Origin of the sequence: Sphingorhabdus contaminans (genome assembly GCF_007280415.1) — a bacterium.
Lineage (GTDB): Bacteria > Pseudomonadota > Alphaproteobacteria > Sphingomonadales > Sphingomonadaceae > Sphingorhabdus_B > Sphingorhabdus_B contaminans.
On the sequence record NZ_VKKU01000002.1, the window covers coordinates 874,429 to 887,233 of the forward strand.

At 51.1% G+C, this 12,805-nt stretch carries 12 protein-coding genes; 4 read left to right on the forward strand and 8 right to left on the reverse strand.

Going from position 1 to position 12,805, the window contains the following annotated elements; genetic code table 11:
- Positions 1-3: 3 nt before the first annotated feature.
- On the reverse strand, positions 4-2,610 hold the full coding sequence (gene mutS / locus FOM92_RS12395; protein ID WP_246087282.1) for a DNA mismatch repair protein MutS: 2,607 nt from the start codon (positions 2,608-2,610) through the stop codon (positions 4-6).
- A gap of 105 nt (positions 2,611-2,715) precedes the next feature.
- On the opposite strand from mutS, the gene FOM92_RS12400 reads away from it, so the two are divergent.
- Positions 2,716-4,977: an NADP-dependent malic enzyme gene (locus FOM92_RS12400; RefSeq protein WP_143777166.1), complete on the forward strand. Its 2,262-nt coding sequence runs from the start codon at positions 2,716-2,718 to the stop codon at positions 4,975-4,977.
- A gap of 28 nt (positions 4,978-5,005) precedes the next feature.
- Here the strand turns inward: FOM92_RS12400 and FOM92_RS12405 are convergent, their stop codons facing one another.
- A complete protein-coding gene (locus FOM92_RS12405) occupies positions 5,006-5,479 on the reverse strand; it encodes an outer membrane protein assembly factor BamE (protein ID WP_342778185.1) in 474 nt (157 codons plus the stop codon).
- A gap of 112 nt (positions 5,480-5,591) precedes the next feature.
- Between FOM92_RS12405 and FOM92_RS12410 the strand changes: the two genes are divergently transcribed.
- From FOM92_RS12410 to FOM92_RS12420, 3 genes are read left to right on the forward strand one after another with little or no spacing between them, the layout of a single operon-like run.
- Positions 5,592-6,116, forward strand: a complete 525-nt coding sequence (locus FOM92_RS12410) for a ubiquinol-cytochrome C chaperone family protein (protein WP_211347432.1) — start codon at positions 5,592-5,594, stop codon at positions 6,114-6,116.
- On the forward strand, positions 6,110-6,643 hold the full coding sequence (locus tag FOM92_RS12415; protein WP_143777168.1) for a YceD family protein: 534 nt from the start codon (positions 6,110-6,112) through the stop codon (positions 6,641-6,643). Before FOM92_RS12410 ends, FOM92_RS12415 begins: the two co-directional genes overlap by 7 nt.
- A gap of 6 nt (positions 6,644-6,649) precedes the next feature.
- Complete coding sequence (locus FOM92_RS12420) at positions 6,650-7,252, forward strand: CDP-alcohol phosphatidyltransferase family protein (RefSeq protein WP_143777169.1); 603 nt, start codon at positions 6,650-6,652, stop codon at positions 7,250-7,252.
- A gap of 20 nt (positions 7,253-7,272) precedes the next feature.
- Here FOM92_RS12420 and FOM92_RS12425 read toward each other — a convergent pair whose 3' ends face one another.
- Genes FOM92_RS12425 through FOM92_RS12445 form a run of 6 tightly spaced genes read right to left on the reverse strand, consistent with a single transcriptional unit; the run spans position 7,273 to position 12,794 of the window.
- Complete coding sequence (locus FOM92_RS12425; protein ID WP_246087283.1) at positions 7,273-8,733, reverse strand: dihydrolipoyl dehydrogenase family protein; 1,461 nt, start codon at positions 8,731-8,733, stop codon at positions 7,273-7,275.
- Positions 8,723-9,400 (reverse strand): TVP38/TMEM64 family protein, encoded by a 678-nt coding sequence (locus tag FOM92_RS16135; RefSeq protein ID WP_246087284.1) that lies wholly within the window; start codon positions 9,398-9,400, stop codon positions 8,723-8,725. The genes FOM92_RS12425 and FOM92_RS16135 overlap by 11 nt, the downstream gene beginning before the upstream one ends.
- 41 nt (positions 9,401-9,441) lie before the next feature.
- Positions 9,442-9,948: a single-stranded DNA-binding protein gene (gene ssb, locus FOM92_RS12430; protein WP_143777170.1), complete on the reverse strand. Its 507-nt coding sequence runs from the start codon at positions 9,946-9,948 to the stop codon at positions 9,442-9,444.
- Between the two features lie 39 nt (positions 9,949-9,987).
- Entirely contained in the window at positions 9,988-11,841 is a 1,854-nt protein-coding gene (gene feoB, locus FOM92_RS12435) for a ferrous iron transporter B (protein ID WP_143777171.1), read from the reverse strand.
- A complete protein-coding gene (locus tag FOM92_RS12440) occupies positions 11,838-12,089 on the reverse strand; it encodes a FeoA family protein (protein WP_143777172.1) in 252 nt (83 codons plus the stop codon). The genes feoB and FOM92_RS12440 overlap by 4 nt, the downstream gene beginning before the upstream one ends.
- A 39-nt stretch (positions 12,090-12,128) precedes the next feature.
- On the reverse strand, positions 12,129-12,794 hold the full coding sequence (locus tag FOM92_RS12445) for a COQ9 family protein (protein ID WP_143777173.1): 666 nt from the start codon (positions 12,792-12,794) through the stop codon (positions 12,129-12,131).
- Positions 12,795-12,805 lie beyond the last annotated feature (11 nt).

Here is a 12,805-nt window from a genome sequence, read left to right on the forward strand (position 1 = left end):
AGATCACCCCTCACCCGCCGTGCGCTTCAGCTCATAGAGCAGGTCAAGCGCGGCCCGCGGGCTGAGGGCGTCGATGTCGAGCCCGTTCAGCTTTTCCCTCAAAACATCGACCCTAGCTTCAGCCGAGTTAAGAGCGGCGCTAAAAAGAGGAAGATCATCGAGTCCTGCGGCTAGTCCCCCGGTCTCGGCACGGCCTTTCTCCAGTTTAGTCAGCACCGACTGTGCCCTGGCAATCACTGCCGGCGGCAACCCTGCCAATTTAGCAACTGCAATGCCATAGCTACGGTCGGCAGCACCTTCTGCCAGTTCATGCAGCAGGACAAGATCCCCCTTATACTCCTTCGCCCGGACATGGTGAAGGGAAAGCGCATCAAGACTATCCGCAAGCCGGGTCAGTTCATGATAATGGGTAGCAAACAAACAACGACAGCGGTTCGTTTCGTGAATTCCCTCAACAACCGCCCAGGCAATCGCAAGACCATCATAAGTCGATGTGCCTCGTCCAACCTCGTCCAAAATTACAAAGCTTCGGGGAGTCGCTTGTGCCAAAATTGCCGCTGTTTCGACCATTTCGACCATGAAAGTAGACCGACCTCGAGCAAGATTATCGGACGCACCAACGCGACTAAAAAGTCTGTCGACTATGCCAAGCCGTGCTGAAGTAGCGGGCACATAACTACCAGCTTGGGCAAGCACAATGATAAGCGCATTTTGCCGCAGAAATGTAGATTTCCCTCCCATATTCGGTCCGCTAACCAGCCAAAGGCGACGGTCTGGCGCAAGGGTACAATCATTAGCAATAAATCGGTCACCCGATTTGGAAAGTGCACTTTCGACCACCGGATGGCGGCCACCTTCAATGTTTATCTCCGCTAAATCCGAAAAACTCGGCCGACACCATCCTCCTTCTGCTGCACGTTCAGCCAGTGCAGCAGCGACATCAATCCGTGCCAATGCGTCAGCACTTTCAGAAATTGCATCGCGGCGACTAAGGATATGGTGAATTAAGTCCTCTAAATGCGCAGCTTCTGCTGCGAGAGCATGCCCGCTTGCCTGTGTAATACGGACTGCTTCTTCATGTAATTCAGGAGAGTTAAACCGCACAGCACCCGCCATTGTCTGTCGATGCGTAAATCCGGTGCCGGGTGCTAGAAGCGCATCACCATATTTGGCAGGAACTTCAACGAAATAACCAAGCACAGCGTTGTGCCGAATTTTGAGTGCGGCTATTCCTGTAGATTCTCGGTATCGCGCCTCCATTTGACTTATGGCAAGTCTACCATCGCGTCCCAAAAGACGCAAAGAATCAAGCGCTGCATCGTAGCCTTCGGCTATATAACCACCTTGCCCAATATCGGTGGGCGGCGCGGCTACAAGCGCCCTAGCAAGCAAATCCACCAACGCTCCGTGCCCATCAAGCTTTGGTAACAGCTGGTCAAGCAATAGAGGACGGTTGTTCAATGCTCCTAGTCGCTCACGAAGCGTGCGCGCTCCATTCAATCCGTCACGTATTTGTCCCAAGTCGCGCGGGCTGCCTCGCCCTGCAACTACGCGGCCCAGTGCGCGCGCAATATCAGGTAATTGGCGAAGTTCGGTACGTATAGTTTCTCGTAGCAAAGGCGCTTCATGCAACCATTGTACTAATGAAAGGCGTGCATGGATTACACTTTTGTCCATCAATGGAGCCGCTAGATCTGCAGCTAGTTGCCTAGCCCCGGCACCCGTGATTGTGCGATCCACTTCAGCCAATAAAGTGCCGGACCTCCCGCCTTTTAGGCTGCTATTAATTTCTAGACTGTCGCGGGTAGCCTGATCGATCAGCAAAAAATCCTGTGCTTCACGGCGCAAGGGTAGCTTCAGAAACGGCATTGACCCTTGCCCAACGTGCTCAAGATATTTGAGCAGTCCACTAGCCGCAGATAACTCCGCACGCGTTAACGCGCCAATGGGGTTTGTAGATGGCAGCATGAAAAGCCGCTTCAGCATTTCTTCCCCGGCCAAACTGTCAAATTCTGTTTGAGGTCTCTGGATCGAACCAAGTGGTAAGTTTTTAAATCCAGCTGGCACTACAATTTCACGAGCAGCCAACCGTGCCAGCTCAGCTTCAACTGCATTTTGACCCACATTGATCAGTTCGAAATATCCTGTTGAGATGTCAGCGGCAGCGATCCCCACAACATCACCAACCACCGTTAATGCGACAAGTATATTCGATGCCCAACTGTCGAGCAGGCTGTCTTCTGTGAGTGTCCCCGCCGTAACAAAGCGGATGATGTCGCGATTAACAAGTGTTTTGGCACCGCCTCGAGCGCGCGCTTCTTCTGGACTTTCTGTTTGTTCAGCAATTGCAACCCGATGCCCTGCTTTTATTAGGCGGGCAAGATAGCCCTCGGCTGCCTGAACTGGAACACCACACATCGGAATGGGCTTTCCATCATGCTCTCCACGCGAAGTTAAAGCGATATCCAGTGTTGCCGCTGCGATGCGCGCATCATCGAAAAATAATTCGAAAAAGTCACCCATTCGATAAAATAGGAGACAATCTCCAGCCTTGGCCTTCAGAATTAGATATTGCACCATCATCGGCGTCGGTTTGCTATAATCTGCCATGTCAGTTGCGTTAGCGAAGGCTACACTGCGGGGCAATGCTTGCCCTAACCTCGCCAGCAGGTTAGGGGCAATGCACGTCGACAATAAAGGATTAGGGTCCAAAAGATGAGCGAAAGCGATGTACAGTTTACCGCGCAGGAGGCCCTAGAATTCCATTCACAGGGGCGTCCCGGTAAAATTGAAATTGTCGCAACAAAGCCGATGGCAACGCAGCGCGACCTTAGCCTCGCGTACTCGCCTGGCGTCGCCGTTCCAGTTCAAGCGATCGCTAACGATCCGGCCACCGCTTACGACTATACAGCCAAAGGCAACCTAGTTGCCGTCATATCTAACGGCACGGCAATTTTGGGAATGGGGAATTTGGGAGCGCTCGCTTCCAAACCGGTCATGGAAGGCAAAGCTGTGCTCTTTAAGCGCTTTGCCGATGTAGATTCTATCGACATTGAAGTAAAAACCGAAGATGTTGGCCGCTTCATTGACGCGGTCGAATTGCTGGAGCCGACATTTGGCGGAATCAATTTAGAGGACATTGCTGCACCGTCTTGTTTTATCATAGAACAAACCTTGCGCGAGCGTATGAATATACCCGTGTTTCATGATGACCAACATGGGACCGCAATCATTGCAGCAGCCGGACTTATCAACGCATGTGAACTGACGGGGCGTTCGCTCAAAGATATAAAGGTGGTTTGCAACGGTGCAGGTGCCGCGGCCATTGCCTGCACAGAACTAATTAAAGCCATGGGCGTTCCCCACGATAACGTCATCATGTGTGACCGGTCTGGCGTTATTTATCAAGGCCGAACGGAGGGCATGGACCAATGGAAATCAGCGCACGCTGCACGTACAGCAACACGTTCATTAGCTGAAGCAATTGTTGGTGCAGATGTGTTTTTAGGACTGTCAGCGGCAAATGCTCTCAGTGCGGATATGGTGAGGTCCATGTCTGACCAGCCAATCATTTTTGCGATGGCTAATCCTGATCCAGAAATCTCCCCGCCGGTGGCACGAGCAGCGCGACCGGATGCGATCATAGCAACCGGCCGTTCGGACTTTCCCAATCAAGTTAACAACGTTCTTTGCTTTCCATTCCTCTTCCGCGGTGCGCTTGACGTCCGTGCGACAACTATTAACGAACCAATGAAAATTGCAGCGGCTAATGCACTTGCACAACTCGCTCGCGAAACGGTACCTGAAGAAGTCGCTGCAGCATATGGTGGAATGTCCCATAAGTTTGGCCGCGACTATATCATCCCTTCACCCTTTGATCCCCGCTTGATGGAAATTGTGGCCTCAGCCGTTGCCAAAGCTGCGATGGAATCTGGCGTCGCGCAAAAGCCGATTACGGACATGTCCGCCTATCGAGCCCAACTGCGTGCTCGTTTGAATCCTACTAATTCTGTGCTGACCCAAGTATATGAAGCAGCTCGTGCTAAACCACGCCGCGTGATTTTTGCTGAAGCGGAAGAGGATGTCGTTTTACGAGCGGCAATTCAGTTTAAACAAGATGGCTACGGTGTGCCGGTACTTGTTGGGCGTGACGCACGTGTAAGGGACATGTTGCGCGACTTAGGCACTGACGCTGAAGACTATGAGATCCACAACAGTGCGCAAAGTCCTCTTGTGGAAAGAATGGTCGACCGTCTCTACAGTCGACTGCAACGACGGGGCTATTTACGGCGCGATATCCAGCGGATGGTCAACCGCGACCGCAATATTTTTGGTGCACTACTGCTGCAACTGGATCAAGCCGATGCCATGATTACCGGTGTCACCCGTACCTTTGGCCAGACATTACGCGAACTTCGCCGCGTCCTTGACGCCAAGAAGGGGGAAATATCTTTTGGTATTCACGTAATGGTCGGAAAAACACACACAGTTTTCATCGCTGACACCACGGTAAACGAACGACCTTCTGCAGAAGAATTGGCGCATATTGCTGAAAAGACCGCTGGCGTTGCACGTCGAATGGGCCATATACCGCGTGTTGCCTTCTTGTCGTTTTCAACCTTTGGAAATCCGCACGGCACGTGGTTGAACAATATCCGCGACGCCGTAGCTCTTCTTGACGCACGGCGTCCCGATTTTGAATACGAAGGGGATATGCCACCCGACGTAGCTCTCAACCCAGCCTTGATGAAAAATTATCCCTTCTGCCGCCTGTCGGGTCCGGCAAATGTATTGGTCATGCCCGGACTTCAATCCGCCAACTTGTCGGCAAAGCTGCTGAGAGAATTGGGAGGCGATCAGGTAATCGGGCCGATGTTGATTGGGATGGAAAAGCAAGTTCAAGTCGCCACAATGGCATCAAGTACAAGCGACCTTGTTACCTTGGCGGTGTTAGCAGCGGCTGCAGTTACCGAATGAGCCTTCGCCTGTCAGGCACATTCTGGGCTCAATTGGGACTATTCGGCGTGCTACCTTGACCAGTACCCGCGCCTACAGATCCAATGTTGCCAAAGATATCTTCGAAGAAGCTCTTGTTACGACCTAAGGTCGGGGTCTTGTCACCTTCGGGGCTGATTTTAGAGATCAATTCTTTCCCAGTCTGCGTCACTGATGTTACATTTCCTGCTGAGTCAAACCGAACTTTGAGTACATATTGTTCGGTCGCAGTCGGCTGAGCAAATGCTAGCTGACGAGTGTCGCGGGCGTAATAATACCAGTCATTCTTATCGAACTGGCCGACAAATGTTGGGCGGCCTAAGGCTGCCTGGACCGAATCCTTATTATCCACTCCCGGCTGGACTGAGGTCAGCAGAGTCTGGTCACCGATATAGCCCTGATGCGCGCGCAGGCGAGTACAGCCTGACGACATAATCAGCGCAGTAACAAGCGTGCCGAAAACCATAATCTGCGACTTCCGCATAAACATCTCCGCTTTTCCACGAAACTAGCGCATTGCCATTGCATCCTTGGCTGGCAATATCAATATGCAAAGCCGGATGAATGCTTGATGAGCGTTATGGAAGTGGTTGTTGATGGCTTTTTGGAAACAATTTTGGAAACCCGGATCAGCCGATCCCAAGACTCGGATGGTTCCGCTCTATAATCAAATTGTCACAAAAGCGCGCGAGCCGCATTGGTATGAAATGGGCCACGTTCCCGATAGTATCGATGGCAGATTCGATATGATTTCGATACTATTCTCGATAGTTTTATTGAAATTGGAGACAGAACCGGCGCAAGCGCAGAACATGGCTCACCTAACCGAAGTCCTTGTAGACGACATGGACGGGCAATTGCGTGAAGTCGGTATTGGAGACATGATCGTCGGCAAGCATATAGGTAAGATTATGGGTGCCGTTGGAGGTAAGATTGTAGCCTTCCGCGAGGCGGGCGTTGATCACAATCGATTGGACGAGGTCATTGCTCGAAATTTGTATCGAGGCGAAGCCGTCAATATCGACGCGGCTACGCACGTACGGGAGAATCTCTTAGACGTAATGCAAAAGCTGTCAAATATTGCTCCTTCTGACCTTGCCAGAGGAAGCGCTGCATGGTGACGCAGAGCGAATTCAGTTATAAGCTAAAAATTTTAGAACTGGGAGGAAAAATCCGCAACATTCTTTTGTCTGCTGATGAACCCCAACTTGCAGCTTTAGCAAAGCGGTTCGACCTCGCTGCATTAGAACGGTTGGATGCCGAAATAATGCTTTCAATTGAAGGCTCTGAAATATCGGCAAACGGCCGGTTTGAAGCAATTTTAGTGCAGAACTGTATCGCCTCAAATGAACCTGTACCAGCAGTTATAAGTGAGCCGGTTTCCATTCGCTTCATTCCCGAACCTCAAATAGATCAGGAAGAGTATGAAATTCTGGCAGAAGATTGTGATGTAATGTTTCATGACGGCCAAGTGATTGACCTCGGGGAAGCTATTGCACAATCACTCGGTCTTGCGCTTGATCCCTACCCGCGCAGCCCGAATGCCGATAAAATACTGAAGGCGGCCGGCGTTAAAGGAGAAGACGAAGACGAAAGCGGTCCTTTTAGTGTGCTCGCTTCGTTGAAGAAAAAAATGGCAGAAGAATGATTCGCAATGTTTGACTCGCAACTGCGATTGCTAGTCGATAGGCCACTACATTTCGTGGCCCTTCGCGTAGCACGCGCCGGTCCATCCGCCGATTGCCTGACAGTAGTTGGTGCACTGGTGGCGTTGGGCGCCTCTGCCGCAGTTTCAGGGGGGCATATGCCGTTGGCTCTCGCCCTAGTTTTTGCAAGCCGTATCTTTGATGGCTTGGACGGCGCTGTTGCTCGAATCAATGGTCCAACTGCTTGGGGCGGGTATCTGGACAGCCTTGCAGATTATGTATTTTATGTTTCGATCCCGGTTGCATTTGGTTTGAGTCATCCAGAGAATCTTGTTCCGGCGTTGCTACTTGTTGCAAGCTTTACCATTACTGCGGTGAGCTTCTTGGCATTCGCTGCTATAGCAGCACTTCAAACTCCAGATCGGAATGGAGAGCAGCCGAAAGCTTTTGTTTATTCGACCGGCCTTATGGAGGGCGGCGAAACTATATTGTTTTTTGCGCTCTTTTGCTTGTTTCCGACCGCTTTTCCAGTGCTCGCTCTTACATTTTCTGGGTTATGCTTGCTCACGGTAGTACAGCGCCTGTGGCTTGCATCTAAACAATTCTCTTAAGGCGACAGCTAATCTAAACATTATCCACGCCGCCACCTGAACCAGCGTTCTGCCCATTTGAGCAAACCCTCTGGTTTATGGGAGAGGCCATATTGGCCAGCAGCATATTTTGTTGCCTCTGACCAAGTTGGATAAGGATGGATAGTCGCCAGAATCTTGCGCAGGCCCATTTTGTGTTTCATCGCAAAGGTAATTTCGGCCAGAATTTCACCCGCATTTTCGCCAATTACTGTGGCTCCCAAAATCCGATCACTACCCGCTGCGGTCAAGATCTTTACGAAACCTGTGCGCTCCCCTTCGGCAATAGCACGATCTAACTCATCAAGATCATAGCGGGTCACCTCAAACGCCCCGCCCATATGGACAGCATCAGCTTCCGTAAGCCCCACCGCCGCAAGTTCTGGCTCTGTATAAGTAACACGAGGGAGCACACGGTAATCGGCCTTGAATTTCCTAAACGGACGAGCGAGCGCATTGACGCTTGCGTACCAAGCTTCGTGAGAGCCGCCATGGGTCAATTGTTGCTTTCCAGCGACATCGCCTGCGCAAAGAATATGCGTCATATTGGTCCGAAGAAAGCCGTCAACGGCAAGTTTTCCGTTAACGACCAATCCTAATTCTTCGAGGCCGAAACCGGTCACACGAGGTTTACGGCCCATAGCGATGATCACGTCATCGTAAATGATCTGTCTTAACCCGGCTGACGCTTCCACAATTAAACGTTTATCTGGTTCAAATCGAACCGCTTTATGTCCGGTCAAAATCTCTACGCCGTCAGCGCGGAGGCTTTCCATAACAAGTGCTGCGGCCTCTGCCTCTTCCTTTAACAAAAGCCGGTCGGCTAATTCTACCAAGGTGACTTGCGCGCCAAGTCGCTGGAAAGATTGGGCCAATTCGCATCCGATGGGACCTCCGCCCAAAATGACGAGTTTTTTTGGCGGCACTCGGCGCTTCGCAAACTCATTCCATAAGGTTTCGCTCGTAAGATAGCCGCTTTTGTCGATGCCAGGCAGAGGTGGGACTAACGGTTCTGCTCCTGTAGCAATGATAAAGGATTGTGCAGTCAGCCGCCTGTTACCGTCAATTTCTACTGTCCAAGGGTCAATGAAGCGCGCATAGCCTTTAATGCAGTCGACGCCGAGGCTGGTGAAGCGTTCCACGCTGTCATGCGGTTCGATCGCCGTGATGACGTCACGAATTCGCTGCATGACTGTTTGGAAATTGATGACTGGAGTAGGGGTTTCAATTCCAAAACGGGCGGCCGTAGAAACCAGATGAGCGACACGCGCGCTTTTTATGAGTGCTTTTGATGGTACGCATCCGGTATTGAGGCAATCGCCGCCCATCTGATGCGCCTCAATCAATGTGACTTTTGCTTGTACCATTGCGGCGATGTAAGCGGAAACCAGGCCGGCGGAACCGGCGCCAATGACGATCAGGTTGCGGTCAAAACGCTTGGGCTTGGTTGCTCTATTTACCACGACGGCCGTTCACATAAGCTATTAAGCCTTTGGCCACCCACGGGAAAAATGCGAGCAGAACAAAAGATCCAATCAATGTCGGCGACAACAGGCCTGCTGTGGACTCTATTTGGCTGATTTGTGTGCCAGCATTCACATATACAATTGTTCCGGCGAGCATACCTAATTGGCTGACCCAGAAAAATGTCCAGGTTCGAATTCCCGTGAGACCCATCAACAAATTGATAACGAAGAATGGAAAAACGGGAATCAAGCGGAGGGTAAACAGATAAAATGCGCCGTCCTTGGTTAATCCATCGTCTATGGCTTTTAACCGTTCCCCGAACTTCGATTGCACCCAGTCTCTGAACACATAGCGAGATCCCAAAAAAGCCAGAGTCGCGCCGATCGTCGAAGCGAACGATACAAGAATTGTTCCGATTATAAGGCCGAAGAGCGCTCCTGCTATAAGCGTCATTATCGCTGCACCCGGAATGGAAAGTCCAGTAATGGCAACATAAATCAGAAAAAATCCGATTAAATACAGTTCAGGATGAGTGTCCTTCGCCTTGAGTATTTCAGCCTGCTGAGCCTTGAAATGCTCAAGGCTGAGATATTCGCCGAGATCCAGAGCAAAATATGCAACGACAAGGGAGGCAACGAAAAGAACGAGTAGAATTTTTTTCATATCGCTCCCCCCAAATTCAGATCGCTAAGCGCACCTGCCCCTTAAAATGGTACGTCGTCGTCAAGATCATTGTCAAAATCTCCGCCGCCAAAGCCCGACGACCCGCCGCTCCAATTGCCACCACTTTGACCGCCACTTCCTTGTCCGCCGCCTGACGTTCCACCGGACCAGCCATCATTGCCTCCGGATCCGCCACGTGCGCCATCCAGCATAACCAGTTTGCCGTCAAAACCGCCAACCGAAACTTCCGTTGTGTACCGGTCGTTACCTGCTTGGTCCTGCCATTTACGTGTGCGCAACTGGCCTTCAATGTAAACTTTGCTACCTTTCTTGAGATAGCGTTCTGCAACACCAACTAAACCGTCACTTTGCAATACAACGCTGTGCCATTCGGTACGCTCTTTTTTTTCACCCGTTGCACGGTCTTTCCAGTCTTCCGACGTGGCGATGCGCAAATTGCAGATGCGACCACCATTTTGGAACGACTTCACTTCCGGATCTGCTCCAAGATTCCCTACAATTATAACTTTGTTGACGCTGCCCGCCATGTTCCTGCCCTCTAATTTTAAACTGAATGTTATGTGCGGCTATAAGCCGAAGGAGACCGCTGTCCAATAGGTTATACCTGCGGCGATGTAAGCTAGAGCAAAAAGATAAATCACCATGAAGGCGGGCCATCGCCATCCATTAGTCTCACGACGAGTTACGGCGATTGTCGAAATGCATTGTGGCGCAAAAACAAACCAAGCTAAAAAAGCCAAAGCGGTGGCGAGTGACCATTTGGCAGACAGTTGAGAACCAAGACTCATTGCCGCCTTTTCTTCGTCTTCGGCGTCGACAGCATAGGCTGTGCCAAGAGCAGACACAGCTACTTCTCGCGCAGCCATAGCTGGAATCAATGCCAATGCGATATCATGATTAAAGCCGATCGGGCGCACTATCGGCTCGAGGCCATCGGCAATACGGCCTGCAATTGAGTATTCCACTTGGCTTTGTGCGTCACCCATCGGCACTTTCGGAAAATTCAACAGCGCCCACAAAATGACCGTTGCAGCAAAAATGATTGTGCCAGCCCTACGTAAAAAAACCCAAGCGCGTTGCCAAAGGCTCAATGCAATGTCGCTGAAACGTGGTAACTGATAGCGCGGCATTTCGATCAGGAAACTGCCGCTACGGCTTTTTGTGACGAAGCGCTGTATGACAGCGGCAGCCAACATAGCGCCTACTATCCCAAACAAATATAGCCCAAACAACACGAGGCCTTGCAGACCAATGCCCGGCCCAATGTTCTGCGCAGGAATGAACGCACCAATGATTAGGGTATATACAGGCAAACGGGCGGAACAGGTCATTAGCGGCGCAATCAAAATAGTCGCTAAACGCTCCTTCTGGTCCATGATACTGCGCGTGGCCATGATGCCAGGAATTGCGCAGGCAAAAGAAGAGAGTAATGGAATAAAGCTATGGCCTGACAATCCAACAGCTGCCATCATTCGATCCATGACAAAGGCGGCACGCGTCATGTATCCGGTTGCTTCTAGCAATAGAATGAAGAGAAACAGTATTAATATCTGAGGCAAAAAGACCACAACGGAACCAACGCCTGCTATTACGCCGTCTGTCAGGAAAGACCGCAATATGCCAGCAGGTAACTGCCGATTGATAACGTCTGACAACGCGGCGAATCCACTTTCGATCCAGCCAATCGGCGCTTCGGACCACCCATAAACGGCCTGAAACATGACAAACAATAGCATCAGCAAAATCGCGACACCGCCGACGGGATGGAGGAGGACGGCGTCCAGCCTTCTTGTCCATTGCCGACCTTGGGTTTCGCTGAGAATAGCCCGCTTTGCAATTCGGTGTGCACGCTCTGTAATTTGTTTTTGATTTTCTAGCGCATGGTCTTGTTCTGGCCTTGGTTTGGACAACGCTTCACTGAGCACGCTAAGCAACCGCTCTAGCCCGCGTTTGCGAACGGCGACCGTGGAAACAACGGGCACGCCAAGTTCGGCCGACAGAATTGCCGGGTCAATTTCTAGACCGTCGCGCTCAGCAAGGTCTACCATGTTCAGTGCTACAACAACTGGCAGACCTTGCCCGATCAATTCGATGGCAAAGCGTAAATGATTGTCCAAATTGCCGGCGTCTACAACTATCACAAGCGCATCGGGACGACGTTGTCCTTGGAGTTTACCAAGTACGACGTCGCGCGTGACTGCCTCGTCCAAGCTATCGGGCTGCAAACTGTAGGCACCTGGCAAATCCAGCAGCTCAACCGGACGCCCGTCAGGTAATGCTGCACGACCTGATTTACGCTCAACGGTTACCCCTGGGTAGTTTGCTATTTTTTGCCGCGCGCCGGTCAGCGCATTAAATAGCGAGCTTTTGCCACTATTGGGATTGCCCACCAGCGCAACTAATGGTGGCGTCCCACTCATTCAGAAAGCTCGCAAAAAATGGCCGAGGCAACTTTTCGGCGCATTGCAATCCGCATACGTCCCACACGCACAGCAATCGGGTCACGCCAAAGCAACATACCCTTATGCAGAACCTCAACCTCGACGCCTTCTTCCAAACCTAGGGAACGCAAACGATGTCCCTCATTTTCGGGAATTGCAGCCCAGTTTATGCTTCGCACTTGAGCATGACTGTTTAGAAGGAGGTGGTCTAATTGCACCGATGTCATTTGCAACCGATTCGCAATAACATCAAGTGCTATTCGGTTCTAAGCCGGATAGCGAAGACGTCCTACAAATCGTGATACGCTCGGAATAAAGTCTTTCCGCGAGCGGACCTGCGCTTTCAACTTTTCAAACTGCATCACATTTTCAATCCGCCGATCAAGAAATGCACGCGTCTCGGAAAATTCAACACTTTCATCATTGATGAAAACGCTCAATGTGCTGCCATAAACGGCCGAAAGCATGGCACGTTTGGTATAGTGGTTGAAATCGCTGGATGTATCACCTGCCATTCGCCACATTCGGTCCGCGGTCCGCCATCCGATTTTGGAGGAACGGACGAGATTTTGCGGCATCGCCATAATCGCCATCGCACGGCGTAAAGATTCGCGATTGGGGTTCATCACCTCTAGTCGAGTAGCCAACAGGGTCGTAACGCGATCTCGAATTTTTAACGAATTCAACTTTTCTTCTGGCAGTCGATCTGCCAACTCCCGATCGACCGCGTCAATCCAAGAGTCGATCATTGCCATTGGATCCCCTTTGAATGACAAGGAGGCGATATCGGATTCAATGCCCAATTCTGAGGTCGCCAATTCTACCGCGACATCATTCCATCCGTCAAAGGCCGCATTGCGGGCAATAAGTGGTGCAAGCGCAAGACGAATTTCGTCTAGGGTCGGGTCCTTAGGAAGATCATGATTAATCATGAACCAGATGT